Consider the following 26,952-nt stretch of genomic DNA (forward strand, 5'->3'; position numbering starts at 1 on the left):
TGGTTTTTTATTCAAAAAAAGTGATTTAATATGTCTTTTACCTTCTCAGATGAAGTCTGTCAATAGCAGGAGCAAAGATTCTATGCAGTTTCCTAAGTTTAAAGAGATATACAGCGAGCTGATTTCAACATCTTCAATCAGCTCTTCAGACTCCCGCTGGGATGAAGGAAATCAGGAAGTCATTACCAAACTGGCGAACTGGTTAAATCACCTTGGTTTTGATGTCCGGGTTGATGATGTTGCACCGGGAAAACAGAATCTGATTGCCCGCAAAGGAGAAGGTGAAGGCGGACTGCTTCTGTCCGGCCATAGTGATACCGTACCTTTCGACCAGGGACGCTGGGATTATGACCCGCACGTATTAACAGAAGATGACCAGCGTTTTTACGGTCTGGGAACCGCTGATATGAAAGGCTTTTTTGCTTTCATTATTGAAGCTGTCCGTCACACGGAATGGCAGAAACAACAGAAGCCACTTTATATCCTCGCCACCTGTGACGAAGAAACCACGATGGCTGGCGCACAGCACTTTACCCGTCATACACCTTATCAGCCGGATTACTGCATTATCGGTGAACCAACCAGTCTCATTCCTGTCTATGCCCATAAGGGTCATGTGGCAAATGCCATCAGAGTGACAGGAAAGTCAGGACATTCATCAAATCCCGCTTTTGGAGTGAATGCGATAGAAGTGATGCATGAAATTTTATTTGAAATGATGAAACTACGTGATCGACTCATCAAAGACTATCACCATCCCGGATTTGAAATTCCATCGCCAACACTGAACCTTGGTCATATTCATGGCGGAGACAGCGCGAACCGGATTTGTGGCTGCTGTGAACTTCATTATGATGTCAGACCTCTGCCGGGAATGAGTCTTGAAGGACTTGAACAGTTATTGCGTGAATCACTACGCGAAGTACAGGCGAAATGGCCCGGAAGAATAGAGATGCAGCCGCTTCACGACTCGATTCCCGGATATGAATGTAAGAAAGACCATCCATTTGTCACCGAAATCAGTCAGCTTGCAGGCCATGAAGCCCATAGTGTCAACTACTGTACAGAAGCACCATATCTTCAGCAGTTGTGTCCGACGCTGGTCCTCGGACCGGGTTCGATCGAACAGGCGCATCAGCCCAATGAGTTTCTTTCATTCGAATACATTGACCCAACAATTCGTCTGTTATCTCAGGCGATACAAAAATATTGTTTCTAAATACCCGGTCTGAAAGTTACTTTCACCTTCCAGACCCAAATGTAAAAAATTTTCAATAAAACAGTCCAAACTATCAATTAATATTTAATCTATTGATATGGACAATAAACAGAATATTGTTAATCTATACCTGACTTAGTGAAACATTTTTCACTAAGTTGACGAGTCTAACTAAGAACATTGGATGTAATTTTTTTTCAAGGCAGGACACAATGAACGAAAAATATGCAGCGCTAAAAAGTAACGTGAGCATGCTTGGACGGTTACTCGGCAAAACTATCCAGGATGCGGATGGAAGCGTTATTTTGGAGAAGGTCGAAAAGATAAGGAAATTATCAAAATCTGTCCACAACGGCGATCAATCCGGACGGGACGCACTGATTGAAGAGATAAAAAACTTATCTGATGATCAAATTACTCCAGTTGCACGAGCGTTCAACCAATTTCTCAATTTAACGAATATTGCCGAACAGTATCACACCATTTCCCGTCATTGTGACGCTCATATCTGTACACCAGACGCCATCAGTGAACTCTTCACGAAACTGACACAAAAAAATATCGGTAAACCTGAGACTGCACAAGCTGTAAAAGACTTAAACATTGAGTTAGTTCTGACAGCTCACCCGACAGAAATCACCCGTCGGACCATGATCAATAAACTGGTGAAGATTAATAAGTGTCTTTCAAAACTGGAATTGACAGATCTGGCGCCCAAAGAACGCCATAAAACAGAACGTCGTCTGGAACAGCTTATTGCTCAGTTCTGGCACTCAGACGTCATGCGGAAACAACGGCCAACACCGATGGATGAAGCGAAATGGGGATTTGCTGTAATTGAAAATTCTCTGTGGGAAGCTGTTCCTGAATTCCTGAGAGAATTTGATGATCGCCTGCAGGATTTTTTAGGCGAAGGGTTGCCCATTGATGCCCGGCCAGTGCACTTCTCTTCTTGGATGGGCGGAGACCGGGACGGTAATCCATTTGTTACACACAGTATTACCCGTGAAGTTCTGCTTCTTTCCCGCTGGAAAGCTGCCGACCTTTATCTGCGCGACATCAATGAGCTCATCAGCGAACTATCGATGACCAAATGTAATGATAAGGTCCGCAAGCTGGCTGAAGATACTTCTGAAGTCCTGGCCCATGAACCTTATCGCGCCATCCTCAAAGACATTCGTCAGTTACTGACGGAAACACAGGATATTCTGGGTGAAAAGCTTCAGGGTCAGAAACTGCTGGCAAAAGCACCATTAAGAGATGCATCTCAGTTATGGGAACCGCTTTATGCCTGTTATCAGTCTCTCCATGAAAGCGGCATGGGTGCCATCGCAGATGGTTCTTTACTTGATACATTACGTCGTATTAAAGCTTTCGGTGTGCATCTTGTCCGGCTGGATATCCGTCAGGAAAGTACCCGCCATGCAGATGTTCTGTCGGAGCTGACCCGTTATCTTGGACTCGGTGATTACAATCACTGGAGTGAGCAGGATAAAGTTGCTTTCCTGACCGCAGAGCTGAACTCTAAACGACCATTAATTCCCCGTGACTGGCAACCTTCTGAAGCAGTTCAGGAAGTGCTGGACACGTGCCGGACAATTTCTGCTTATCCACGGGATGCATTCGGGGCTTATATCATTTCAATGGCCAGAACAGCTTCTGACGTACTGGCTGTCCACCTTTTACTGCAAGAGTCAGGATGTCCTTACCGGATGGATGTTTGTCCGTTATTTGAAACACTGGACGACCTGAACAATGCAGAGTCAGTGATTCGCCAGCTCATGGGCATCGATATCTATCGCGGCTTTATCCAGAATCATCAAATGGTCATGATTGGGTATTCTGATTCAGCCAAAGATGCCGGGGTCATGTCTGCGGGCTGGGCACAATATAGTGCAATGGAAGCCCTGGTGAATGTCAGCGAAGAAGAAGGTTTTGAACTGACACTGTTCCACGGCCGGGGCGGTACAATTGGCCGGGGCGGTGCACCAGCACACGCAGCATTATTATCACAACCACCAAAAAGCCTGAAAGGCGGCCTGCGGGTGACTGAACAGGGTGAGATGATTCGTTTCAAACTCGGTTTGCCTGAAGTCGCAATTAACAGTTTTAACCTGTATGCCAGTGCAATCCTTGAAGCAAACCTGCTGCCACCACCAGAACCTAAACAGGAATGGCGTGAGCTGATGGAAGTCCTTTCTCAAGTATCGTGTGAATCTTACCGGAAAGTGGTTCAGGAAATTCCTGAGTTTGTACCATACTTCCGCCAGACGACACCTGAACTTGAATTGGGCAAATTACCATTAGGTTCCCGTCCGGCGAAGAGAAACCCAAAAGGTGGCGTTGAAAGCCTCAGAGCCATTCCATGGATTTTCTCCTGGAGCCAGAACCGGCTGATTTTGCCTGCATGGCTTGGTGCCGGTGAAGCGATTCAATATTCGATCGACAAAGGCCATCAGGCGCTGTTAGAAGAAATGTGTCGTGAATGGCCATTCTTCTCAACCCGTTTAGGTATGCTGGAAATGGTTTACTCAAAATGTAATCCGGAGATCGCACAGTATTATGATGAACGGCTGGTTGATAAAGAGCTTCGTGGTTTAGGGGATCAGTTAAGAGAGCAGCTTGAGAAAGATATAAAGGCTGTTCTGAATGTCGAAAATAATGAAAATCTGATGCAAAGCGACCCATGGGGACAAGAATCCATCCGTTTGAGAAATACATATATCAAACCTTTGAATATGCTCCAGGCCGAACTTTTGTACAGAACCCGTCAGTATGACGAACCACCGGTTGAGCTGGAAGAAGCATTAATGGTGACGATTGCAGGTATTGCAGCAGGCATGCGTAATACGGGCTAATTCACCAACATAATATTCTGCAAGATAGTCAAAAGGCCACAATCATGTGGCCTTTTATTCTAAAAATCATCTCAATTGAGCATATTGTCAGTTTTTTAATTACCCAACCTACCTTTATTCCACTTTATGCTTATTATTTAGATATACTAATCGCCCATTGTGACATTACTAATAAATTAAAGCGTTACAACGGGTCAGATAAGTAAACTGACTATCACAAGACCATTAGGTGATAAACGGCTTTTAAGGTGACATGGGCCAGATTGAAAGCTGGCAGTGTTTGGATATTTAACTTAAAGACCGGACCAAGAAGTTCGGCGATTCCAGACCAATTCTATTTTCTTGACTAACTATTTGGATTGAAGACATGTCATTACCACACGTTATTCTAACAGTTTTAAGTACACGCGATGCGACCGGATACGATATTACAAAAGAATTTTCCTCTAGTATCGGATATTTCTGGAAAGCAAGTCACCAACAAGTGTATCGTGAGCTCAACAAAATGGGCCAACAGGGACTGGTTACCTGTGTATTAGAACCACAGGAAGGTAAACCAGATCGTAAAGTTTACTCAATTACTGATGCAGGCCGTGAAGCACTTGCAGCCTGGTTTGATCAGCCAACAGCACACCCGACAGTACGTGACGAGTTCTGTGCGAAATTGATGGCTTGTTCAGTCCAGTCTGCGGAACCATATCGCATTCAGCTACAGGAATTGATTGAAGAATCGAAGAAGTTCGTTGCTCATTATCAGGAAGTTGAAGCTGCTTACTATGCAAATCCATCTTCTTTAGATAAACAGCAAAAACTGGAGCGACTCACTCTGAAGCGTAATATTCTTGCGCGTCAGGCATGGCTTGAGTGGGCAGAAGAAACACTGTCCGTGTTAAACGAACTCAGCTAAGTCGTTATTGTCCATACGACAGAGAGAAAACCCAAAGAGTGTTCTTGATGAACACTCTTTTTTTATGTGCAGTTTTGATGGGAGGTTGGTTGACCGGTTGAGTCCGTCGTACTATTAATTCAGTACTATTAATTCAAATGCCATCCCCGCCAATAAAGGTCTGAGAGCGTCCATTGAACTGCTGGTCCATATCAAATGATGGTTTATCACTCTGAGGACGGCCAACAATCTTAGCCGGAACACCTGCAACCGTCGTATGAGGTGGAACAGGTTGTAATACAACAGAACATGAGCCGATTTTGGCACCTTTGCCAACCTCGATATTGCCCAATATTTTCGCACCGGCACCAATCATCACCCCTTCACGGATCTTCGGATGCCGATCGCCACTTTCTTTCCCGGTTCCGCCCAGAGTAACATCCTGAAGAATGGAGACATCATTTTCGACTACAGCAGTTTCACCAACCACAATTCCCGTCGCGTGATCCAGCATAATCCCGCAACCAATCTTTGCAGCAGGATGAATATCAACCTGACAGGCAACCGAAATCTGATTTTGCAGATAAGTCGCCAGTGTGGTCCGGTTTTGTTTCCAGAGCCAGTTCGCAACCCGGTATCCTTGCAGCGCGTGATAACCTTTCAGATAAAGCAGAGGAATTGAGTATTTCGCAACAGCCGGATCTCGGTTCACTGTCGCACAGATATCACATGCCGCAGCATTGGTAATTTCAGGGTCAGAAGCAAATGCTTCTTCAATTACCTCCCGCACGGCCATTGCCGGCATAGAGGCCGTATTGAATTTATTAGCAAGAATATAACTGAGTGCCGCAGACAAGCTATCATGTTTAATGATTGTTGCATGGTAGAAACTGGCAAGCATCGGCTCCAGTTCAGTTAAATCGCGCGCTTCATCAATAATTCTTTGCCATATTTTCTTTTTTTCACAACCCTTTTTCACTTTATCTGTCTCCCTTCATCCTGCTTCCCATGAATCAGTGTTCTGATTTTTTATCGCGGGCTAATAAATCTTTTGAAGCTAACCGGGCATCTTTGCCCTGATACAGAACCTGATAAATTTGCTCTACTATCGGCATTTCAACACCCAGGCGAGAGGCAAGCAGCCACACCTCACGGGTATTTCGATAACCTTCAACGACCTGCCCTATTTCTGACTGCGCAACATCAACCGTCTTACCCTGCCCTAAAGCAAGACCAAAACGACGGTTCCGGGATTGATTATCGGTACAGGTCAGCACCAAATCACCCAGCCCGGCCATTCCCATAAAAGTACCGGCATCCGCACCAAGTGCTGTTCCCAGACGACTCATTTCCGCCAGCCCCCGGGTAATTAATGCTGTTCTTGCATTCGCGCCAAAACCCATCCCATCAGAAATACCAGCGCCAATTGCAATTACATTCTTTATCGCACCACCTAACTGCAGGCCGGTAAAATCAGAATTAGCATAAACCCGGAACGTCTGGCTACAGTGAATCTTCTCCTGTAAGTCAGTCACGAACTGAGCATCAGGAGATGCCACTGAAATAGCTGTTGGCAGGCCTGATGCTAACTCTCTTGCAAAAGTAGGCCCGGAAATCACAGCAAGCGGATATTCGAGCCCAACTGCGTCATAAACAACATCCTGAAGTAGTCGTCCGGTTTCTGGCTCCAGACCTTTTGTTGCCCAACAAATCCGGGAATCTTTCCTCAAAAAAGGATGAATATTCGATAACACTTCGCCAAAAACATGACTGGGTACAACAATCAGTAAATCCCGGCTCGCTTCAACCGCTTTCTGCAAATCAGCTTCAACAATCAAGGTTTCAGGGAAAGGTATATCCGGCAGAAACTCCCGATTTTCCCGGTCAGACTCCAGACGACGCATGTGCTCTGCATCATGGCCCCACAAAACAATGGAAGCCCCGTTTCTTGCTAATGCAATCGCCAGAGATGTTCCATACGAACCTGCACCAATCACCGTCATCGCTGCGGCATTTTCTATTTGATCTAGTTGTGAATTCACTGTTAGTTGTCCATATGTAGTTGAACAAATATATCGTCATTTCAATAAACAGGGCTGTGATACGATTGCCTGTGTATTGAAATTCAGACATAAAAAATGCACAGGACATCATGATATACCTGATGTTTGTGCATTTCACTTATCTTTATTGACTTGAGCCGTTCAATCAAACTGAGTCAGTCATCGCATCCTGAAGGAAGCGGAGTCAGCTTAAGCTTCCTGAGCTTCGCCTTCCTGACTTTCGCCTTCAGCCTGTTGCTGCAGATAGTTCATAAACAGTGCGTCAAAGTTAACCGGTGCAAGGTTCAGTTGAGGGAAAGTTCCCTTCACAACAAGGCTTGCAATTGTTTCACGCGCATAAGGGAAAAGGATGTTAGGACAGAATGCACCCAGACAATGTGCCAGCTGACCTGCTTCCATACCTAATGCAGAGAAAATACCTGCCTGTTGTACTTCACATAAAAATGCAGTGTCATCTTCATTTTTTGCAGTCACAGTTAAACGAAGTACAACTTCGTATACACCTTCCGCCAGCTCACGATTCTGTGTATCCAAATCAAGATTTACATTTGGCGTCCAGTCTTTCTGAAAAATTTCAGGTGAGTTAGGTGTTTCGAAAGAGACATCTTTTAAATAAATGCGTTGAATTGCAAAATTCTGTTCTGGTTCTTGCTGTTGTGCTGCATCAGACATGAGGGTTTCCTTTCAATTAAATTCGGAGTTGAAAGCCATGAGATTAACGAAGTTATTTTTAAACCGCTCTTCTGTGCGCTTAATCCGTGCTAAATATCACAAATAAGTAAAGCGGTTGCATAGAACATCGCCGGTTTTTTCTTCACAGCCAACTATAATGATTACTTTTTACCGCGAACAAGCGGAAGGTTTGCTTCATTCCAGGCTGACAGGCCATTTTTCAGTACACAAACCCGTTCAAAACCAGCACCAGCCAGAGAAGTAGCACTCTCTAAAACAGTTTGCCCGGTTTTACATACCAGTATGATTGGGTCTGATTTACGGTTTTCAAGCCCGCCAAGATTCCCTGATTTTATTTCAGAAGGCAAAACGTTAACCGCGTCAGTAATATGCCCTTGACGAAACTCATCTTTAGAACGGACATCAACAACCAAACCATTTTCTTTGTTGACCATATAGGTCAATTCATTCACCGAAATTGTCTGATATTTTGCGGTAGAAGATTTGAAGATATTAACAATAAGAGCAACTAACAGACCAACCCATGCGAGTGAGAGGATCATATGTTGCTGAAAAAATTCAATGTACTCCTGCATGACCTATACTCTTATGCTCATTGCGATTTAAAAAAATAAAAATGGAGTATAACGGGGTTAATGACAAGACGCGAGTAATTCACAAGAATTATCATGCTACCTCACAAACCCGGATTCAGAACATAATGCAACTAGGCACGACTGAACGGAAAAGCAATCACATCCTGCAAACTATCACATTCCAGGGCGATCATAATTAACCGATCAATCCCAAGTGCTACCCCGGCACAATCAGGCAGGCCTGCGTTCAGGGCAGCAATGAAATGTTCATCAATTGGCTGTCTCTCCAGTCCCATGCTATGTCTTTTATCATTATCCGCTTCAAAACGCTTTCGTTGCTCTTGTGCATTATCCAGCTCATGAAAGCCGTTCGCCAGCTCGACACCATGAAAGTAGACTTCAAACCGCTCAGCAACTCTGGGATCTTCTGCGCTGATTTTCGCCAGCGCTGCCTGCGATGCCGGAAAGTTATAGACAAACACCGGAGACTCCCGGCCAATATTGGGCTCGACAACCATGCTGAAAAGTAATTGAAGCAAAGTGTCTCTGTCCGTTTCGGGATCGGCAATATCAGCAAAACCATGCTTTCGGGCAACGTCTTTTAACTGAGCCATTGTTGACACCAGCGGACAAAGTTCTGTCCATTGCTGAAAGACTGCCTGATAAGTGATGCGCTCAGCAGAACGACACTGCAACACCGTCTGTAACAACGTATCCATCTCATCCATCAGCTGATGATGATCAAACCCAACCCGATACCACTCCAGCATGGTAAACTCAGGGTTGTGATGGCGTCCGCTTTCTTCATTACGGAACGATTTACAGATTTGGTAAACCGGGCCACTCCCGGCAGCCAGCAATCGCTTCATATGGAATTCAGGACTGGTCATCAAAGCAACAGTACGCCCGTTTGCGTATTCAGGCCCGACAAACTCAGTTTTAAAAGAATGAAGATGAATATCCGTCACTGCACCATGACTCATTGCCGGCGTATCTACTTCCAGCACATCGCGCTGCTGAAAAAACTGACGGATTTCAGCGATAATCTGCGCTCTGCGTTTTAAATCTTCAACGGTTGCAGTTGGCATCCAGTGATTTGAATCCATGAAATAAATACCTCACTTTTTTACCGGCATTCAGACGCGGACAAATTCTGAATGCCGCCTTTCATCATTTTGTTTTATTCAGATACTAAATTGTGAATCGAATCACGCATAGCATATTTCTATCAATCGTGGTGCCGATATTCAGCCCAATACCTGACCAAGTCAATTTTTCGATTGCTGATATTCAACTACACTGAATCAAAATTGAGATTTTTATTCATAAAAATAATATCCCGGACAATCTGAAGATACATGATTCAGGTTGTCGGGTATCACTGGAATCCACATGTTCACCGGAGAATCAATGTGCAAACAATTACGACAGATATTGCGATCATAGGTGCTGGGGGTGCAGGACTCAGAACTGCGATAGCCGCTGCTGAGGCAAATCCTGATCTGGAGATTGCTCTGATTTCGAAAGTTTATCCGATGCGCTCTCATACCGTTGCAGCTGAAGGTGGTTCTGCTGCTGTGATCAAAAATGAAGACAGTCTGGACAATCATTTTAACGATACAGTCGGCGGTGGCGACTGGCTTTGTGAACAAGATGTCGTGGAATATTTTGTCAACAATGCAACCCGCGAAATGATCCAGATGGAACAATGGGGATGTCCCTGGAGCCGAAAAGACAACGGCGAAGTGAATGTCCGGCGGTTTGGTGGCATGAAAGTCGAAAGAACCTGGTTTGCAGCGGACAAAACCGGATTCCACATGTTGCATACCCTGTTCCAGACATCGATGAAGTATGAACAAATCAAACGGTTTGATGAATACTATGTCATCGACCTGTTAGTGGATAACGGTATCGTTCAGGGGCTGGTTGCCTTACAGATGTCTGAAGGTGAACTGGTGACCATCAAAGCAAAATCTGTCGTGCTGGCGACTGGTGGTGCCGGCAGGGTTTATCAGTGTAATACCAACGGCGGTATTGTTACCGGTGATGGCATGGCGATGGCTTATCACCATGGTGTGCCTTTGCGGGATATGGAATTCGTCCAGTACCACCCAACCGGTTTGCCCGGCACCGGAATTCTGATGACAGAAGGCTGCCGGGGAGAAGGCGGTATCATTGTCAACAAAAACGGATACCGGTATTTACAGGATTACGGCATGGGTCCGGAAACACCCATCGGTCAGCCGAAGAACAAATATATGGAACTTGGCCCGCGGGATAAAGTATCGCAAGCCTTCTGGCATGAACAGCAGAAAGGGAATACGATCAAACACCCGCTGGGCGACGTCGTTCACCTCGACCTGCGCCACCTTGGCGCTGACTACCTTCAGGAACGCTTACCGTTTATCTGCGAGCTGTCTAAAGCTTATGTTAATGTTGACCCGGTCAAAGAACCGATTCCGATTCGCCCGACGGTCCACTATACAATGGGCGGCATTGAAACCAACAGTGAATGTGAGACCCGGATTCAGGGACTGTTTGCCGTCGGAGAATGCTCATCTGTCGGTCTGCACGGCGCAAACCGGCTGGGGTCAAATTCTCTGGCTGAACTGGTCGTTTTCGGCCGGGTTGCCGGTGAAAATGCCGTGAAACGGGCTGGTGAATTCAATGGCTGGAATGAGTCATCAATCGTGGAACAGGCAGAGGCCGTTGATGCGCAGATTCAAACACTGCTATCGCAGGAAGGGGATGAAAACTGGGCGGATTTACGCAATGAAATGGGCCATGCCATGGAAGCCGGTTGTGGTATCTATCGTCAGGAAGACCTGATGCAACAGACCATGGATAAATTAGCCGAACTCAAACAACGCTATAAAAACATCTCTCTCAAAGACAAAACGAAAGTCTTTAATACCGATCTGATTTATGCCATTGAAATTGGCCATAGTCTCGACGTCGCTGAAGCTATGGTGCATTCCGCCATCCTGCGCAAAGAATCGCGTGGCGCACATCAGAGGCTCGATGAAGGATGCACCGAACGTGATGATAAAGAGTTCCTCAAACATTCGCTGGCATTTTTCCGCAAAGATGAAGCACCTCATATCGAATACAGCGATGTGACCATCACCAAATCACAACCCAAAGCAAGACTCTACGGTGCAGCCGCAGAACAAGCTGCAGCTGAAGATATGTCCGGCCAAAGCGCAGAGGAGAATAAATGATGTCAACGCAACGCGTTCAGAAAGTTGAAATTCTTCGCTACGATCCGGAGAAAGATACGCAACCCTACTTCCAGAGTTTTGATATCCCGTTAAATGAAACGATGTCGATTCTCGACGCTATCGGCTATATCAAGGATAATCTTGATAAAAATCTGTCCTATCGCTGGTCCTGCCGGATGGCAATTTGTGGTTCCTGCGGCATGATGGTCAACGGCGTACCGAAACTGGCTTGTAAAAGTTTTTTACGGGATTATCCGGACGGCGTCAAAATTGAGCCGCTGGCAAACTTTCCGATCGAAAAAGATCTCATCGTCGATATGACACCTTTTATTGAGCGTCTGGAAGCGATTAAACCTTATATTATCGGTAATGACAGGACACCTGAAGACGGCGCTAACCGCCAGACACCGGAGCAACTGGCAAAATATAAACAGTTCGCCGGATGTATCAACTGCGGGCTTTGCTATGCAGCCTGTCCTCAGTTCGGGCTAAATCCCGAGTTTATTGGTCCGGCGGCACTGACTCTGGCGCACCGTTACAATCTGGACAGCCGGGACAATGGAAAAAGTGAACGGATGAAGCTGATTAATGGTGAAAATGGCGCCTGGGGATGCACATTCGTTGGCTATTGTTCCGAAGTCTGCCCGAAAAGCGTCGACCCGGCCGCAGCAGTCAATCAGGGGAAAGTCGAATCATCTATGGATTTTGTCATTGCTATGCTCAAACCACAGGAGGCACCAAAATGAGTAACCGAAAGCCTTATGTTCGCGAGATGAAGCGAACATGGTGGAGCAACCACCCGTTTTATCGTCTGTACATGCTGCGGGAAGCCACGGTACTACCGTTGATCCTGTTTACCCTGTTTATCATGTTCGGACTGGGGAGTCTGGTCAAAGGCCCGCAAGCCTGGGAAAGCTGGCTGAGCTTTATGGCGAATCCGCTTGTTATCGCGATTAACATCGTGGCACTGGCAGGCAGTCTGTTTCACGCGCACACTTTTTTTGGCATGTTCCCACAAGTCGTTCCCGTCAGGATAAAGGGCAAACTGCTGGACAAGAAGATCCTTGTTTTAGCGCAATGGGCAGCAGTTGCATTCATCTCTGTCATCGTTTTAATTATTGTCTGAGGAGGCTCCTGTGATTGATCAAAACCCGAAACGCTCCGAAGAACCTGTCTGGTGGGGATTATTTGGTGCCGGTGGCACCTGGTTTGCGATGATAACACCGATCACGATCCTGGTACTGGGCGTGCTGGCACCACTGGGAATTATCAGCCATGACTCATTAAATTATGAGCATGTCGCTGACTTTACTACCAGCCTGATTGGCGGGCTGTTTGTCTTTTTGACAATTGCTTTACCAATATGGCACGCCATGCACCGGATTCACCACGGTATGCATGATTTAAAATTCCACACCGGCATTCTGGGTAAAATTGCCTGCTATGGCTTTGCTACCTTCCTTTCATTACTCGCAATCATCTTTATCTTCATGATTTAGCGCAGATAAAAAAACGGGGTGAACACTGTCACCCCGTTTTTTTATCGTTTTGAAACTATTCTTTCTTAGTTATTTTCTTTGTCTGATCCATTAAGCCTAGCGCACTGAAGGCTGTAATCACATCCAGATTGGTTTTCAGGCCATTACCTTCTGACCCTCCCACATAATTTTGTGGCATCTGAATCTCAAAGTTTTTCAGATTATTGTACAGCACATTAGCCACATCGCGGTTCAACTCCGCCAGATAGACTTCCCGGTTCGCGCCCAGCGCTGAATATTTGGCTTTCAAAACAGCCGCTTCAGCCTGACCTTTCTCTGTAATCGCTTTCGCCTCAAACTTAGCAGACTGCGCATTTGCTTTTTGAATCGCCAGATTTGCCTCCGCGATAGCCAGCTCTTTCTCTTTTTCAACTTCAGCCAGACGTTTCTTTTTCTCGACTTCAACAATTTCACGTTCGGCAATCTGACGGGCAACTTCAACCTCTTTTTGCTGCGAGATAATCGCCAGTTCTTTTCTGCGCTGTGCATCCTGAACTTCACGGGTACGTTGAATTTCTTTACGTAACTGTTCAGTTTCAGCCTGCGCTTTCGAAGTTTCCTGCTCCTGAATCGCACGAATCCTATCAGCAACTAAACGCTTTTTGTCGGCCAGCAACTGATCAAGTTGTTGCTCCGGCTGAGGGTCACCAATAGTGACCTGCGTGACATGAATTCCATATTGTTGCAATGGATTGTCCTGTCTGACCAGCGCACCGGATTTATTGATCACCGGCACAGTTTTCCATACCAGTTGCTTGGTTTTCTGCAATTTATTCGCATCACTCTGCCCTATACCAACCGGGGCCAGATCGATCTGTTCAACTTCAACCTGTTTACGTTCTGTCAGATAAATCCCTTCACGGAGCTGATCACCGAGCTTGGATTTAAACTGATTCAACCCACCCTGAAAAAACTCTTCACCTGTATATTGAGTTGCAGTAATCACGGTCACATTGCGCGCATTTTTGACCAGTAAGGTATCAATCAGATTAGTATTATTCCGGAACTCACGGTGCATTTTCTTAATCGCATCCGGATCATTACTCAGTTTGAAGCGGAAAGTCACCGGGATATTACCGATATAAGTATCCGCAAAACGCACCTGAACCGGATTCAGTTTCTGATAAAAATCTTCACCGGCATTATTGCCAAAAGAAACCGTAATCACCTGATCATATTTTGTAATCTTCGACAGAAACGGCATTCTGAAATGAATGCCTGGTTCCGTAAATACATCCAGTTCACCGGTAATATTATTCTGGTGAACATAGGTATATCCGGCATCTGTCATCAAAAATGCACTATTCACTATCAGTGCCAGTAACAGCAGCGGCACACCAAAGATGATCGTTTTTAAACCTTTTTTCATCAACTGACGTTTGTTTTCAATATCGTCTCTTAAACCAGAGATTGGCGTATTCATTTTATTCTCCTTCACACAGACAGTCTGCATTGATTGAAACTCAATCCATACTGATAATTGCCGCGCGAAATATATCAAAAATAAATAACAAGAAGAACAATAAAAACAGAAAGGAATAAAAACAAAGGTAAGATGAATGAGGAAAAAGAATGACGGAGAGTATACCAGTCAGCAGATATCACTGAAATACTCCCCGGTTTGTCATGGATACCGCGAGTCGAGCAGATTTATTTTACCCGGCTTACATACTCTGCAGAACGGGTATCTACTTTAATCACTTCACCAATCTGGATGAACAGAGGAACACGAACAACTGCGCCGGTAGAAAGTGTCGCTGGTTTGCCACCCGTGCCCTGCGTATCCCCTTTCAGACCCGGATCTGTCTCAGTCACTTCAAGTTCAACAAAGTTTGGCGGCGCAACAGCAATTGGGTTGCCGTTCCACAGGGTTAACATACATGTGTTGTTTTCAACCAGCCATTTCGCATTTTCGCCAACAGCTTTTGCATCGGCAGCAATCTGTTCAAAGCTTTCACTATTCATAAAGTGGTAGAATTCACCGTCGTTGTACAGATAATCCAGATCGATATCCATCACATCCGCAACTTCCACAGTCTCACCGGATTTGAAAGTTTTTTCTAACACTTTGCCCGAAAGCAGTTTACGGATTTTAACACGGTTGAACGCCTGACCTTTACCCGGTTTGACATACTCGTTTTCGAGAATGACACAGGGTTCATTATCAAGCATAATCTTAAGACCGCCTTTAAATTCATTCGTGCTAACAGTAGCCATGTTTTCCTCTTAATAAACTTCGAGTTAAAAATTAATGTCGCACATCATAACCCGAAAAATTGAATCTGTTGAGCAAAACTGGCTCAAACAGCTTGCGAATGCGATCTCCGACCCAGAGCAATTGCTGAATTATCTGGAGATTGACCCGGCACTCTGGCAGCAGGGATTCAAAGCCAGACAGCTATTTGCTCAACGGGTCCCGCTTAGCTTTGTCCGGCGAATGGAAAAAGGAAACCCGCACGACCCGCTGCTCCGACAGGTGCTTCCCCTGAGTCAGGAATTTGAAATAGTTGCCGGTTTTTCGGATGACCCGCTGGAAGAGCAGAAGAATGCGATTCCCGGTTTGCTGCACAAATACAAAAACCGGGTACTGCTGATCGTCAAAGGTGCCTGCGCCGTGAATTGCCGCTACTGTTTCCGGCGTCATTTCCCCTATCAGGATAATCAGGGAAATAAACGTGTCTGGTCAGAAAGCCTTGATTATGTCGCACAGCACCCCGAAGTCAGCGAAGTCATTTTATCCGGCGGCGATCCACTGATGGCCAAAGATCATGAACTGGCATGGTTAGTCAGCCAGATCGAACTGATTCCACATGTGAAAACGCTCCGGATTCATACACGTCTCCCCGTTGTGATTCCGGACCGCATCACCCACCATCTGGCTACGATATTATCGAATACCCGGCTGAATGTGGTGCTGGTTTCTCATATCAATCACCCGAATGAAATTAACGCTGAGCTGAAGGCAGCTTTTCACCCACTGAAAGAGGCGAAAGTGACGCTGCTCAATCAATCCGTGTTGCTCAAGGGCGTGAATGATTCTGTAGAAACATTAACAGCACTGAGCGAATCCCTGTTTGAGGCAGGCATTCTGCCTTACTATCTGCACGTACTGGACAAAGTGCAGGGGGCCGCGCATTTTTTTGTGTCCGATGCGCAGGCCAAAGCACTGATGTCAGGGTTAATCGAAAATGTCTCAGGATATCTGGTGCCTAAACTCACCAGAGAAACCGGCGGCAGAAAAAGTAAGACGCCGTTGGATCTGGGTCTGGAATAACGCTGATAACTATACCTGCTTATCCAGGCTGTCGGCACAGGTAATGACGGTCTGGTATCCGCCTTCAGGAGACGGCACAAAATCAACATAATTGCGAATCGCATCCAGACTGTCTTCATCATAATGGGACACGTACAGAAGCTGAGTCATTTCCGTCTCCGCCAGCATTTCTAATACCTTCATGACCAGCTGACGATTCAGGTAATCCAGCCCCTGATAAGGTTCATCAAGAATCAACAACGCCGGGCGTTTAATCAGTGCCCTGACAATCAGCAGCAAACGCTGCTGCCCATAATCAATCTGCTGAAAGTTGCGTTGTTCATAATCCTGCATTTCCAGAACCGATAACCACAACAGGGCCGTCTCAAGTTGCTGTCGGGAAGGCGAATCATACAATCCGACAGAATCAAAGAAACCGGAAAGCAATACTTCCAGAACGCTGCAACTCACCCGGTATTGCAAGTGCAGTGCAGAGGATACAATCCCGATATGGCGTTTGATATCCCAGATGCTTTCTCCGCTTCCCCGTTGAAAGCCAAGGACTTCGATATCATTGGCATAACACTGAGGATGATCGCCGATAATCAGCCCTAATAAACTGCTTTTGCCGCAACCGTTCGGTCCCCGGATCTGCCAGTGCTGCTTTTCTTTAATCTGCCAGGATAAGTCGCGAAAAATCACACCATCGGTATATTCTACCGTGGCATGATTTAAACGAACCCTGACCGGCGGAAAGCTGTTTTGTTCAGAACTATTTTGTTCAGGAATAGGTCGTCCGGAAGCAGACTGATCAGGAAACTGACGGCTTAACGCAAGCCAATTGTCCAGCCGGGATGTTGATAATGCCGTTAACTGCTCCGACACCGGGTGTTCGCACCATTGCTGAAAACTCATTGTCTGTGTCAGTTGTGTATCATCGAACAAAGCAATATGAGTGGTACAGGCCGGTAGTTCCTCTTGCCGGGAAGTAATCACCAATAGTTGAAGTTGATCAGATAATTGTTCAAATAGTTTTTTAAGCTGGCTGCGGTGGGCAACATCTAACCCGGAATAAGGTTCATGCAATACCAACAATTCAGGGTGACAGGCCAATGCCCTTGCCAGCATCAAACGCCGGGTTTCACCAGTGGATAACTGGCGAAATCCACGCTGACGTAATCCGGTTAAATCGACATCGTCAAGCAACTGATCCAGCTCATCTGTCGCACACCCGGCTTCCAGCACCAGATTTTCAACACTCGTCCCGTAGTCAATATGATCCTGAAAGTCAGTTTCATCCCGGGCGATTTCCTCACTGAGCAATTGTTGCTGAGATGCAAAAGAAACCACGCCAATCCGGTCCGGTAATTCAATCACGCCCTGCGATGCTTCTGTCTCTGACTGACTGGTAAACAGTCTGAGAAGTATATCAGCACTATGCACATGGGCGACAAAAATACCCCAATGCTCTCCCTGATGTATCTGCCAGTTTTCTATCAACAGCTGATGATTTTGTCTCTGATAGTTTAATCCTTTGATCTGCATGCTTTCTCCATCGTCATCCACCGCCCGCGGCTGAAATCATACTCAGAATGACAGAGCCCCGGTCAAAAGTCATGCAAAGCTTACACAAGGAAAAAACCTTCAGATACAAAAACAGGGCGAAAATCCGCCCTGTTTATTTCATATATCAGCAGATGTGATTACATCATGCCAGGCATTCCGCCCATGTCAGGCATTGCCGGCGCATCTTTCTTCGGCAGTTCGCTCACCATCGCTTCAGTTGTAATCATCAGACCTGCAACAGATGCTGCAAACTGAAGTGCGCTGCGAGTAACTTTGGTTGGATCCAGAATACCCATACCGATCATGTCGCCATATTCACCCGTTGCAGCGTTATAACCGTAGTTACCTTCTCCGGCTTTCACGTTATTCGCAACCACTGACTCTTCATCACCAGCGTTTGCAGCAATCTGACGAAGAGGCGCTTCCATGGCACGAAGTGCGACGCGGATACCAACATTCTGTTCTTCGTTATCACCCTGCAGATCAGTCACTTTAGAAGCAGCACGAATCAGAGCAACACCACCACCGGCAACTACACCTTCTTCAACCGCAGCACGTGTTGCATGCAATGCATCTTCAACACGGTCTTTCTTCTCTTTCATTTCAACTTCAGTTGCAGCGCCAACTTTAATCACAGCGACACCGCCAGCAAGCTTAGCAACACGCTCTTGCAGTTTTTCTTTGTCGTAATCTGAAGTCGCTTCTTCGATTTGCTGACGAATCTGTGTCACACGGCCTTCAATTGCAGCCTGCTCACCAGAACCATCTATCACTGTGGTATTTTCTTTAGTGATAGAAACACGTTTTGCCTGACCCAGATCTTCCAGTGTTGCTTTTTCAAGCTCAAGGCCAATCTCTTCAGAAATCACAGTACCGCCAGTCAGGATTGCGATATCCTGAAGCATCGCTTTGCGGCGATCACCAAAACCAGGTGCTTTTACAGCTGCAACTTTCACGATGCCACGCATGTTGTTCACAACCAGTGTTGCAAGCGCTTCACCTTCAACATCTTCAGCAATAATCAGCAGAGGACGAGATGCTTTCGCAACCGCTTCAAGTACAGGAAGCAGTTCACGGATATTAGAGACTTTCTTATCAACCAACAGAATGAATGGGTTTTCCAGATCAACCGCACCGGCTTCCTGATCGTTAATGAAGTAAGGAGACAGATAACCACGGTCAAACTGCATCCCTTCAACAACATCCAGTTCATCCTGTAGAGCCTGACCTTCTTCAACAGTAATCACACCGTCCAGACCGACTTTACCCATTGCATCCGCAATGATGTTACCGACAGTTTCGTCAGCATTGGCAGAAATCGTACCAACCTGAGCGATTTCTTTTGAATCTTTACAGTCTTTAGAAAGCTTGCTTAGCTCTTCAACCGCTGCAACGACCGCTTTATCAATGCCACGTTTCAGGTCCATTGGATTCATACCGGCAGCAACAGCTTTCAGGCCTTCATTCACAATAGATTGTGCAAGAACAGTCGCCGTTGTTGTACCGTCACCTGCAGCATCATTTGACTGAGAAGCAACTTCCTTCACCATTTGTGCACCCATGTTTTGGAACTTGTCTTCCAGTTCAATTTCACGGGCAACAGAGACGCCATCTTTAGTGATTGCCGGAGCGCCAAATGATTTATCAAGAACAACGTTACGACCTTTTGGCCCCAGTGTTACTTTTACAGCATCTGCAAGAATGTTGACACCTTCCAGCATTAATACGCGAGCGTCATTTCCAAATTTCACATCTTTAGCAGCCATCTTTTATTTCCTTTTCTCAATTCGGTGTTTTAGCTAATCGTTTTTGAACAAGAGCAAAAATTACTCAACGCTTACTTTTATTCGACAATCGCAAGGATGTCGCTCTCAGAAAGAATCAGCACTTCTTTGCCATCGATTTTTTCTGTTTTTGTGCCGTAGCCTTCAGCAAAGATAACAACATCATCAACTTTTACGTCCAAAGGCTGAACTGTACCATTTTCCAGAATACGTCCTTTGCCAACAGCCAGAACTTTACCACGTGTTGATTTTTCCGCTGCTGAACCAGTTAAAACGATTCCACCAGCAGACTTGGATTCAACTTCTTGGCGTTCAACGATAACTCGATCATGTAATGGACGAATGTTCATCGGTCGTCTCTCCTGATTAATTTCACTGTATTGATTGATTAAAGCGCTGTTTATCAGCTCGTGGTTCATATGTGGGGTAAAAAAATAAATATCCCAAGGGGGAATGCACACACAAATGCGATCAAGATCACAAAAAGAAAATTACATCCGCAGAAGACAATCCTTTTCTTTGGATTACAGTAGATAGTCAACCGTTTACTTTATTAATTTTATATTATCAGCATAATTTCAGCAGGATGATGTCAGGTCTCCTGACTTAAATAACCAGACAGACATATAAGGCACGCAATGAAGACAGTTGACAAAATACTTCATACGATTAAGCGGGAAGGTGCACTCACTGCAAAACAACTTGCTGCTAAATTCGATATGACGGCCATGGGTGCCAGATTACATCTCCAGTCACTTGAAAAAGATGGCCTTTTACACAGCTATGATGTGAAGGTAAAAGTCGGACGGCCAACCCGTCACTGGGGATTAACCGATGCCGGACACAACTATTTCGCTGACAGACACGGTGAATTAACCGTACAAATCATTGAAGCTGTCGAGCATATTTATGGTTCAGAAGGCATTCATCAAATCGCTCAACGGCGCGGTTCTGCAATGCTAGAGCATTATCAACAGGTTCTCGGACAATGCAGCTCTCTGGAAGAGAAAGTTCGCTCTCTGGTCTGGCTCAGGGATCAGGAAGGTTACATGGCTGAACTGGAGGAAACTGAAGAAGGATTCTGCCTGACAGAAAACCACTGCCCGATTTGTAAAGCGGCTGTTCACTGCCCCAGCTTTTGCGAATCAGAACTGAATGTATTCAGGATATTACTTGGCGGACAGTGCAGGATAGAACGTCAGGAGCACATCATTTCAGGGCACAGACGCTGTTCGTATACTATAATACCAATTTAAATGCTGTCTTAAATTTGAGAACTTTTTACACAAAGTTCACAAATTAACCAATCTTAGCGTATATTGATAATAGTTCCACTTATATATCGTCGTAAAGCCAGGACACTGAGGTATAGATAATATGAACGCATCCAGTTCTTATTTAAAACTACCACCATTTGAGGAGCTGGTAGAACTTGCTAAGCAAAACCCCGAAGCTTTCGCTGTTTTTAAACGAGATATCTGCGAGGAAATGATTCTGTCAGCATCACAAAAAATGCAGGAAAGACTGTGGGCACAACAAAGCCATATCGATCGGGTCGTCAATTCCAGCAAAAATCCTTGTCATGCTAATGTGAAACTGATGCAAGAGCTCAGTTCACAAATGCGTAAATTTCAGAATGCGCTCAATTACACACCGGAAAGAGAACCAGAATATCACGCAGATGTCATTCCATTGCACAAATACAGACAAATGTAGATAACGTCCCGTCCTCGTCACAGCCCACTTTAATTTCAGTGAAAAGGCATTCCCTGATTTGATAATAAATGAATCAGATCAGGAGGGAGTGGGTGTCCCTGATAATGCACATCAAGTCTCATAATATTCATTGTATCTGTTTTTTATTTCGGATATCGAAAAAACTCGTGACTCGCATCATGATCTCTGTGTTTTTATCTGCTATATTCTGCGCAGTTATTATTTATTTGTTGAATTTGGTTTTTATTGAATTTGGAGATTTTCCTATGCGTCGTCCTGTAGTTATGGGTAACTGGAAATTAAATGGTAGCAAGTCCATGGTAAGTGAATTACTTACCGGACTAAATGCTGAACTTGCTGGTGTTACAGGTGTTGATGTCGCTGTTGCACCACCAACACTTTATCTTGATCAGGCTGAGAGTCTGATTAAAGAAGGTGGTAACAAACTTATCCTGGGAGCACAAAATACTGATGTGAATAACAGCGGTGCTTTCACAGGTGATACTTCTCCTGAAATGCTGAAAGAATTCGGTGCTTCTCATATCATTATCGGTCACTCAGAGCGTCGTGATTATCACAGTGAGTCTGATGAATTTGTTGCCCGCAAATTTGCGTTTCTGAAAGAAAATGGTCTGACACCTGTACTTTGCATTGGTGAATCTGAAGCTCAGAATGAAGCTGGTGAAACAGAAGCAGTTTGTGCCCGTCAGATTGATGCTGTTATTAAAGCATGTGGTGTCGAAGCACTTGACGGTGCAATCATTGCGTACGAACCAATCTGGGCAATCGGTACCGGTAAAGCCGCAACAGCTGATGATGCTCAACGTATCCATGCATCTATCCGCGCGCACATCGCGAAAGAAAGCGAAGCCGTTGCAGGAAAAGTCATTATTCAGTACGGCGGTTCGGTAAAACCTGAGAATGCAGCATCTTACTTTGCACAACCTGACATTGACGGTGCGCTTGTTGGTGGTGCATCACTTGATGCAAAAAGTTTTGCTGCCATTGCAAAAGCAGCAGCTGAGGCGAAAGCATAATCGAAAACATCAGTTTTTGAGTGAAGGCCGGCAAAGATTGCCCGGCCTTTTTTATTGGATAAAGACAGAGAGAAATCCATACAACGCTGGTTGTAACTCAAAGAATTTAGTATTCTGGCGACCTTGTCGTTTTCCGGACATTGCTGACATATGCACGATAAACACGGATTACTTTCATCCCCGATATCATCCGTTCTTCTTAAAATGACGATCCCGATGACATTGGGAATGCTGTCAGTTTTAATGTTCAACCTCGTCGATACTTATTTTATTTCCCTGCTTGGTACAGAAGCTTTAGCCGCAATCAGTTACACCTTTCCGGTCGCATTTTCCGTCAACTGTATCACGATGGGCATTGGGATTGGCTTATCGACATGTATCGGACGTTCGCTGGGACAAAACAAACTCTCCGATGCAGCCCGGCTCACCACACACGGTCTGCTCCTCGCTCTGCTACTGGTGATTCTTGCATCTCTGGCAGGTATTCTGACGATCAATCCCCTGTTTACTTTACTGGGCGCACCGGAAAATCTGCTGCCTGTGATTCGCGACTATATGCTGATCTGGTATCTTGCCGTACCATTTCTGGTGATTCCGATGGCTGGCAGCAGCGCAATCCGGGCAACCGGAGACACCAGTACTCCGGCTAAAATGATGATTTTCTCCGGCCTGATCAATGGAATTCTTGACCCGCTTTTAATCTTTGGTTACGGCCCTTTTCCGGAGTTAGGTATTCAGGGAGCGGCCATCGCAAGTGGCATCAGCTGGGTTTTCGCACTATTGGGAACCGGGTATATTTTATGGTTCAGAGAGCACCTTCTCAGCCTGATTCAGCCAAGGATGATCATTACTGACTGGAAGAAGATTTTACGAATCGGAACTCCTGCCGCACTCTCAAATGCTATGACACCATTATCCGGCGCTATCCTCATGAGGCTGATTTCTCACCATGGTACAGCAGCTGTCGCAGCTTACGGAGCTGCACAAAGAATAGAATCCATCCTGATCTTAGTCATTGTCTCTCTGACATCGGTCCTGACACCGTTTATGTCGCAAAATCTTGGCGCCAATAATCCGCAGAGAAGCTTTGCCGGACTGTTTTTAAGTATCAGGTTTGCGATTGTATTCCAGCTTTTAATCTTCATCATGATGGTTCCCCTCAGCATCCCGCTTTCAGGGATGTTCTCGCAGGAAACTCAGGTCAGAGAGCTACTCTGGCATTATCTGCTGTTTGTACCATTCAGCTATGGGTTCCAGGGAGTGTTAATGATGATTGTCTCTGCACTCAACGCATTACACCGCTCTGTTTACGCGTTCAGCTGGAGCTTTCTGCGCCTGTTTATTTTTACTTTACCCTGTGCATGGATTGGTTCGCAGATTTATCAGATTGAAGGGCTGTTTCTGGGGATTGCCGCCGGGAATATTATCGGGGGAATATCAGGATATTTTCAGGCACTATCTCTGCGCAAACATTATCAGACCGCGCAGCCTGTGCCTGAACTGAAACAATAAAAGAAAAAAATATCGCTTCAATTAAACGATGTCATCATCTTCCTGCTCAGACTCTTCTTCATCAAGCTCTTCAGTATCCAAAGGCTCCTGAGAGAGAATGATGCCGGTATTATCAGCGTACAGATAATCTTCCGGAATAAAAGTTACGCTACCAAAATTCACCGGGATATCAACTTCACCGATTGACTGCCCGACAGCACCAACAGGAATGGATGCAAGCGCCTGAATCCCGATATTCATTTCGTCCAGATCATCAACTTCGCGCACACAGCCGTATACAACAATGCCTTCCCATTCGTTCTCTTCAGCAAGTGTTGCTATTTCAGCATCAACCAGAGCCCGTCTCAGAGAGCCGCCGCCATCAACCAATAACACCCGCCCAGAGCCTTCCTGTTCGAGAACTTCCCGAATCAGACCATTATCTTCGAAGCATTTAACTGTCGTTATTTGCCCGGCAAAAGACGCCCGCCCGCCAAAGTTACTGAACATAGGTTCAACAACGTCAACCTGATCGGAGTATATATCACAAAGCGCAGATGTATTGTATTCCATAACAACCATTCTCACAGTGAAAGAGTCTTAAGGTGAGTATATCGACTAACTAAGTCATTGCAATGACAAAACCACATTAACTCGCCAGAGTTTGAGCTACTACCACAGTAATAAACAATAAATTAGTGACAATTGAACATTTCACAATAACCGGAAGCATCGGAGCAATCTGCACAGGTTGCTCAGCTTCCCAAACTGCAACTGCATGTCTGAAAACAAAAATCAGGCTCAGTAAAAACGGAAGTGCCATCCAGACCGGATCTGTGAGAATGAAAAGATAACTCCCAAAGGCAAGCACAGCACCCGCTAACAGAATAAAGTGGTATTTCTTCGCCAGAATGGGCCCCAGACGAACAGCAACCGTGCGCTTTCCACATTCCTGATCGTTTTCAATATCCCGCATGTTATTAATATTTAAGACAGCAACAGCAAGTAAACCACAGGCGATCGAGGGCAGCAGCAGATGGGTTTCAAATCTCCCTGTATACAGAAAATAGGAGCCTGAAACACCTAACAGCCCAAAGAAGATAAATACGGATAAATCTCCCAGACCGACATAACCATAAGGTTTATTGCCCATCGTATAAGCAACCGCCGCAATCATTGACAAAATGCCAAGGCCGATAAATACAATAATATTTTGCAAACTGTCGAGCGCAAATAAAATAAGCGCCAGTCCTGTTATCATCGTCAGTACAACATTAATGACAATAGCCACTTTCATATCTTTTAAAGACACGGCACCGGACTGAATCGCCCGAACCGGACCGAGTCGCTTTTCATTATCCGTCCCTTTGACGGCATCACCATAATCATTTGCCAGATTCGATAATATTTGCAGTAAGACCGATGTCATCAGGGCTAATATTGTAATTGGCCAGGAGAAATGGTTTTCAGAATAAGCCAACGCACTTCCGGTAAAAATTGAAATTAAACCAAGGGGCAAAGTTTTAGGTCTTGCAGCGTCGAGCCAAATCGAAATTGAGTTATGCATAATGACAGCCTGATGAATATACACAGTCGCAAGTATACGCTGAAATAAACGTGAAAAAAAAGCCTGTGGCATTACCACAGACTTTTGTTCATAAAAATAATGAAATCTGGTTTATTCTTCCGTTACAGAATAAAGCGACTCAGATCTTCGTCGTCGATAAATTCATCCAGACAGGTTTTCACATAATTCTCATCAATCGTCACAGAGCTGCCGGGTTTGTCAGTCGCATCAAATGAAATTTCATCCATCAAACGCTCCATTACCGTATGCAAACGACGCGCACCGATATTTTCTGTGCTCTCATTCACCTGCCATGCGGCTTCAGCAATCTGGTTAATACCATCTTCTGTAAAGTCGACAGAGACATCTTCAGTTTTCATCAATGCAATATACTGCTCGGTTAAAGATGCTTTGGGTTCAGTAAGAATCCGTTTGAAGTCATCACTCGACAGCGCTTCAAGCTCGACACGAATTGGCAAACGCCCCTGAAGTTCCGGAATCAAATCCGAAGGTTTGGCAACCTGGAAAGCACCGGATGCAATAAACAGAATATGATCGGTCCGAACCATCCCGTGCTTCGTGGACACAGTACTTCCTTCAATCAAAGGCAGTAAATCCCGCTGAACACCTTCTCTTGAAACATCAGGCCCTGATGTTTCACCACGTTTACAAATTTTATCGATTTCATCAACAAAGACGATGCCATGGTTTTCCACATTGAAAATAGCCTGCTCCTTCAGCTCATCCTGATTCACAAGCTTCGCCGCTTCTTCTTCAGTCATGACTTTAAAAGCATCTTTTATTTTCAACTTACGTTTCTTCTTGGTATCTCCGGCAAGATTCTGGAACAATCCCTGAAGCTGGTTGGTCATTTCCTCCATGCCCGGAGGCGCCATAATTTCCACCCCCATTTGCGGCACAGCAACATTGATTTCGATCTCTTTATCATCCAGATTGCCTTCACGGAGTTTTTTGCGGAAAACCTGACGGGTATGGGAAGTATCTTCCGGCTTCTCGTCCTGCCCCCAAGACTCACGTGGTGCTGGCAGCAAAGCATCAAGAATACGCTCTTCCGCTAACTCCTCAGCCTGAAACTTCACTTTTTCCATCGCTTGCTGATGAGTCATTTTGATCGCAACGTCTGTCAGGTCGCGGATAATTGTTTCCACTTCCTTACCAACATAACCGACTTCAGTAAACTTGGTTGCTTCTACTTTGATAAACGGCGCATTTGCCAGTTTTGCCAGACGACGGGCAATTTCAGTTTTCCCCACACCCGTCGGGCCTATCATCAAAATATTTTTCGGCGTGACTTCCACACGTAAGCTTTCTTCCAGCTGCATCCGGCGCCAGCGATTACGTAATGCGATAGCCACCGCACGCTTTGCTTTATCCTGACCAATGATATGGCGATTCAGTTCATGAACAATTTCGCGGGGAGTCATTTCAGACATGATAGTTTCCTTTGTTCTGTATAGCGGGCAT

At 45.4% G+C, this 26,952-nt stretch carries 25 protein-coding genes; 12 read left to right on the forward strand and 13 right to left on the reverse strand.

Going from position 1 to position 26,952, the window contains the following annotated elements; all coding sequences use genetic code 11:
* The first annotated feature begins 82 nt into the window (after positions 1–82).
* The 3 genes from argE to OC443_RS17350 all read left to right on the forward strand — a co-directional run bounded on the left by argE (position 83) and on the right by OC443_RS17350 (position 4,984).
* A complete protein-coding gene (argE, locus tag OC443_RS17340; RefSeq protein WP_073584903.1) occupies positions 83–1,219 on the forward strand; it encodes an acetylornithine deacetylase in 1,137 nt (378 codons plus the stop codon).
* Between the two features lie 212 nt (positions 1,220–1,431).
* The gene (gene ppc / locus OC443_RS17345; protein WP_073584901.1) at positions 1,432–4,077 is read left to right on the forward strand and encodes a phosphoenolpyruvate carboxylase; all 2,646 of its coding nucleotides are present in this window, start codon (positions 1,432–1,434) and stop codon (positions 4,075–4,077) included.
* Between the two features lie 367 nt (positions 4,078–4,444).
* Positions 4,445–4,984 carry a PadR family transcriptional regulator gene (locus tag OC443_RS17350; RefSeq protein WP_073584899.1) on the forward strand — a complete coding sequence of 180 codons (540 nt, stop codon included), beginning with the start codon at positions 4,445–4,447 and terminating at the stop codon, positions 4,982–4,984.
* Positions 4,985–5,117: 133 nt separating this feature from the next.
* Here OC443_RS17350 and cysE read toward each other — a convergent pair whose 3' ends face one another.
* The 5 genes from cysE to epmA all read right to left on the reverse strand — a co-directional run bounded on the left by cysE (position 5,118) and on the right by epmA (position 9,400).
* Complete coding sequence (cysE, locus tag OC443_RS17355) at positions 5,118–5,942, reverse strand: serine O-acetyltransferase (RefSeq protein ID WP_073584897.1); 825 nt, start codon at positions 5,940–5,942, stop codon at positions 5,118–5,120.
* Between the two features lie 34 nt (positions 5,943–5,976).
* A complete protein-coding gene (gene gpsA, locus OC443_RS17360) occupies positions 5,977–7,005 on the reverse strand; it encodes an NAD(P)H-dependent glycerol-3-phosphate dehydrogenase (RefSeq protein WP_262021690.1) in 1,029 nt (342 codons plus the stop codon).
* Between the two features lie 210 nt (positions 7,006–7,215).
* Positions 7,216–7,698, reverse strand: coding sequence for a protein-export chaperone SecB (gene secB / locus OC443_RS17365; protein ID WP_073584893.1), 483 nt, complete (start codon positions 7,696–7,698; stop codon positions 7,216–7,218).
* Between the two features lie 161 nt (positions 7,699–7,859).
* On the reverse strand, positions 7,860–8,294 hold the full coding sequence (locus OC443_RS17370; RefSeq protein ID WP_073584891.1) for a rhodanese-like domain-containing protein: 435 nt from the start codon (positions 8,292–8,294) through the stop codon (positions 7,860–7,862).
* 131 nt (positions 8,295–8,425) lie between these two features.
* A complete protein-coding gene (epmA, locus tag OC443_RS17375; protein WP_073584889.1) occupies positions 8,426–9,400 on the reverse strand; it encodes an elongation factor P--(R)-beta-lysine ligase in 975 nt (324 codons plus the stop codon).
* A 306-nt stretch (positions 9,401–9,706) separates the two neighbouring features.
* Between epmA and frdA the strand changes: the two genes are divergently transcribed.
* Genes frdA through frdD form a run of 4 tightly spaced genes read left to right on the forward strand, consistent with a single transcriptional unit; the run spans position 9,707 to position 13,014 of the window.
* Positions 9,707–11,515, forward strand: coding sequence for a fumarate reductase (quinol) flavoprotein subunit (gene frdA, locus OC443_RS17380; RefSeq protein WP_073584921.1), 1,809 nt, complete (start codon positions 9,707–9,709; stop codon positions 11,513–11,515).
* Positions 11,515–12,261, forward strand: coding sequence for a succinate dehydrogenase/fumarate reductase iron-sulfur subunit (locus tag OC443_RS17385; protein ID WP_073584919.1), 747 nt, complete (start codon positions 11,515–11,517; stop codon positions 12,259–12,261). Before frdA ends, OC443_RS17385 begins: the two co-directional genes overlap by 1 nt.
* The gene (gene frdC, locus OC443_RS17390; protein ID WP_073584887.1) at positions 12,258–12,641 is read left to right on the forward strand and encodes a fumarate reductase subunit FrdC; all 384 of its coding nucleotides are present in this window, start codon (positions 12,258–12,260) and stop codon (positions 12,639–12,641) included. Before OC443_RS17385 ends, frdC begins: the two co-directional genes overlap by 4 nt.
* A gap of 10 nt (positions 12,642–12,651) precedes the next feature.
* Complete coding sequence (gene frdD, locus OC443_RS17395) at positions 12,652–13,014, forward strand: fumarate reductase subunit FrdD (protein WP_073584885.1); 363 nt, start codon at positions 12,652–12,654, stop codon at positions 13,012–13,014.
* A 55-nt stretch (positions 13,015–13,069) separates the two neighbouring features.
* Here the strand turns inward: frdD and OC443_RS17400 are convergent, their stop codons facing one another.
* Positions 13,070–14,476 (reverse strand): SPFH domain-containing protein, encoded by a 1,407-nt coding sequence (locus tag OC443_RS17400; RefSeq protein WP_073584883.1) that lies wholly within the window; start codon positions 14,474–14,476, stop codon positions 13,070–13,072.
* 227 nt (positions 14,477–14,703) lie between these two features.
* Positions 14,704–15,270: an elongation factor P gene (gene efp / locus OC443_RS17405; RefSeq protein WP_073584881.1), complete on the reverse strand. Its 567-nt coding sequence runs from the start codon at positions 15,268–15,270 to the stop codon at positions 14,704–14,706.
* A gap of 34 nt (positions 15,271–15,304) precedes the next feature.
* Here efp and epmB point away from each other — a divergent pair, with 34 nt between their 5' ends.
* On the forward strand, positions 15,305–16,327 hold the full coding sequence (epmB, locus tag OC443_RS17410) for an EF-P beta-lysylation protein EpmB (protein ID WP_073584879.1): 1,023 nt from the start codon (positions 15,305–15,307) through the stop codon (positions 16,325–16,327).
* A 9-nt stretch (positions 16,328–16,336) separates the two neighbouring features.
* On the opposite strand, the gene OC443_RS17415 is transcribed toward epmB, so the two are convergent.
* The 3 genes from OC443_RS17415 to OC443_RS17425 all read right to left on the reverse strand — a co-directional run bounded on the left by OC443_RS17415 (position 16,337) and on the right by OC443_RS17425 (position 20,006).
* A complete protein-coding gene (locus OC443_RS17415; RefSeq protein WP_073584877.1) occupies positions 16,337–17,851 on the reverse strand; it encodes an ATP-binding cassette domain-containing protein in 1,515 nt (504 codons plus the stop codon).
* A gap of 158 nt (positions 17,852–18,009) precedes the next feature.
* Entirely contained in the window at positions 18,010–19,638 is a 1,629-nt protein-coding gene (groL, locus tag OC443_RS17420; protein WP_073584875.1) for a chaperonin GroEL, read from the reverse strand.
* A 77-nt stretch (positions 19,639–19,715) separates the two neighbouring features.
* Positions 19,716–20,006: a co-chaperone GroES gene (locus OC443_RS17425; RefSeq protein WP_073584873.1), complete on the reverse strand. Its 291-nt coding sequence runs from the start codon at positions 20,004–20,006 to the stop codon at positions 19,716–19,718.
* Between the two features lie 288 nt (positions 20,007–20,294).
* Here OC443_RS17425 and OC443_RS17430 point away from each other — a divergent pair, with 288 nt between their 5' ends.
* The 4 genes from OC443_RS17430 (at position 20,295) to OC443_RS17445 (ending at position 23,921) form a co-directional block, all read left to right on the forward strand.
* The gene (locus OC443_RS17430; RefSeq protein ID WP_073584871.1) at positions 20,295–20,912 is read left to right on the forward strand and encodes a helix-turn-helix transcriptional regulator; all 618 of its coding nucleotides are present in this window, start codon (positions 20,295–20,297) and stop codon (positions 20,910–20,912) included.
* Between the two features lie 121 nt (positions 20,913–21,033).
* Positions 21,034–21,372 carry a DUF3135 domain-containing protein gene (locus OC443_RS17435; RefSeq protein WP_073584869.1) on the forward strand — a complete coding sequence of 113 codons (339 nt, stop codon included), beginning with the start codon at positions 21,034–21,036 and terminating at the stop codon, positions 21,370–21,372.
* Between the two features lie 266 nt (positions 21,373–21,638).
* The gene (gene tpiA, locus OC443_RS17440; protein ID WP_073584917.1) at positions 21,639–22,409 is read left to right on the forward strand and encodes a triose-phosphate isomerase; all 771 of its coding nucleotides are present in this window, start codon (positions 21,639–21,641) and stop codon (positions 22,407–22,409) included.
* Positions 22,410–22,559: 150 nt separating this feature from the next.
* Positions 22,560–23,921, forward strand: coding sequence for an MATE family efflux transporter (locus tag OC443_RS17445; protein WP_073584867.1), 1,362 nt, complete (start codon positions 22,560–22,562; stop codon positions 23,919–23,921).
* Positions 23,922–23,942: 21 nt separating this feature from the next.
* Here the strand turns inward: OC443_RS17445 and rraA are convergent, their stop codons facing one another.
* The 3 genes from rraA to hslU all read right to left on the reverse strand — a co-directional run bounded on the left by rraA (position 23,943) and on the right by hslU (position 26,921).
* Positions 23,943–24,473, reverse strand: coding sequence for a ribonuclease E activity regulator RraA (gene rraA, locus OC443_RS17450; RefSeq protein WP_073584865.1), 531 nt, complete (start codon positions 24,471–24,473; stop codon positions 23,943–23,945).
* 76 nt (positions 24,474–24,549) lie between these two features.
* Positions 24,550–25,467: a 1,4-dihydroxy-2-naphthoate polyprenyltransferase gene (locus OC443_RS17455; protein WP_073584915.1), complete on the reverse strand. Its 918-nt coding sequence runs from the start codon at positions 25,465–25,467 to the stop codon at positions 24,550–24,552.
* A 122-nt stretch (positions 25,468–25,589) separates the two neighbouring features.
* Positions 25,590–26,921 carry an HslU--HslV peptidase ATPase subunit gene (hslU, locus tag OC443_RS17460; RefSeq protein WP_073584863.1) on the reverse strand — a complete coding sequence of 444 codons (1,332 nt, stop codon included), beginning with the start codon at positions 26,919–26,921 and terminating at the stop codon, positions 25,590–25,592.
* Positions 26,922–26,952 lie beyond the last annotated feature (31 nt).

This window comes from Vibrio quintilis (assembly GCF_024529975.1).
GTDB lineage: Bacteria > Pseudomonadota > Gammaproteobacteria > Enterobacterales > Vibrionaceae > Vibrio > Vibrio quintilis.

Excerpts from the sequence above, each read along its gene's own strand:
- OC443_RS17425 (WP_073584873.1), bottom strand. The coding sequence starts at position 20,006 with ATGAACATTCGTCCATTACATGATCGAGTTATCGTTGAACGCCAAGAA.
- rraA (WP_073584865.1), bottom strand. The coding sequence starts at position 24,473 with ATGGAATACAATACATCTGCGCTTTGTGATATATACTCCGATCAGGTT.
- OC443_RS17445 (WP_073584867.1), top strand. The coding sequence starts at position 22,560 with ATGCACGATAAACACGGATTACTTTCATCCCCGATATCATCCGTTCTT.
- efp (WP_073584881.1), bottom strand. The coding sequence starts at position 15,270 with ATGGCTACTGTTAGCACGAATGAATTTAAAGGCGGTCTTAAGATTATG.
- frdC (WP_073584887.1), top strand. The coding sequence starts at position 12,258 with ATGAGTAACCGAAAGCCTTATGTTCGCGAGATGAAGCGAACATGGTGG.
- tpiA (WP_073584917.1), top strand. The coding sequence starts at position 21,639 with ATGCGTCGTCCTGTAGTTATGGGTAACTGGAAATTAAATGGTAGCAAG.
- OC443_RS17430 (WP_073584871.1), top strand. The coding sequence starts at position 20,295 with ATGAAGACAGTTGACAAAATACTTCATACGATTAAGCGGGAAGGTGCA.
- OC443_RS17415 (WP_073584877.1), bottom strand. The coding sequence starts at position 17,851 with ATGCAGATCAAAGGATTAAACTATCAGAGACAAAATCATCAGCTGTTG.
- argE (WP_073584903.1), top strand. The coding sequence starts at position 83 with ATGCAGTTTCCTAAGTTTAAAGAGATATACAGCGAGCTGATTTCAACA.
- OC443_RS17455 (WP_073584915.1), bottom strand. The coding sequence starts at position 25,467 with ATGCATAACTCAATTTCGATTTGGCTCGACGCTGCAAGACCTAAAACT.
- secB (WP_073584893.1), bottom strand. The coding sequence starts at position 7,698 with ATGTCTGATGCAGCACAACAGCAAGAACCAGAACAGAATTTTGCAATT.
- epmB (WP_073584879.1), top strand. The coding sequence starts at position 15,305 with ATGTCGCACATCATAACCCGAAAAATTGAATCTGTTGAGCAAAACTGG.
- OC443_RS17350 (WP_073584899.1), top strand. The coding sequence starts at position 4,445 with ATGTCATTACCACACGTTATTCTAACAGTTTTAAGTACACGCGATGCG.
- OC443_RS17435 (WP_073584869.1), top strand. The coding sequence starts at position 21,034 with ATGAACGCATCCAGTTCTTATTTAAAACTACCACCATTTGAGGAGCTG.
- OC443_RS17385 (WP_073584919.1), top strand. The coding sequence starts at position 11,515 with ATGTCAACGCAACGCGTTCAGAAAGTTGAAATTCTTCGCTACGATCCG.
- epmA (WP_073584889.1), bottom strand. The coding sequence starts at position 9,400 with ATGGATTCAAATCACTGGATGCCAACTGCAACCGTTGAAGATTTAAAA.
- OC443_RS17370 (WP_073584891.1), bottom strand. The coding sequence starts at position 8,294 with ATGCAGGAGTACATTGAATTTTTTCAGCAACATATGATCCTCTCACTC.
- groL (WP_073584875.1), bottom strand. The coding sequence starts at position 19,638 with ATGGCTGCTAAAGATGTGAAATTTGGAAATGACGCTCGCGTATTAATG.
- hslU (WP_073584863.1), bottom strand. The coding sequence starts at position 26,921 with ATGTCTGAAATGACTCCCCGCGAAATTGTTCATGAACTGAATCGCCAT.
- ppc (WP_073584901.1), top strand. The coding sequence starts at position 1,432 with ATGAACGAAAAATATGCAGCGCTAAAAAGTAACGTGAGCATGCTTGGA.
- OC443_RS17400 (WP_073584883.1), bottom strand. The coding sequence starts at position 14,476 with ATGAATACGCCAATCTCTGGTTTAAGAGACGATATTGAAAACAAACGT.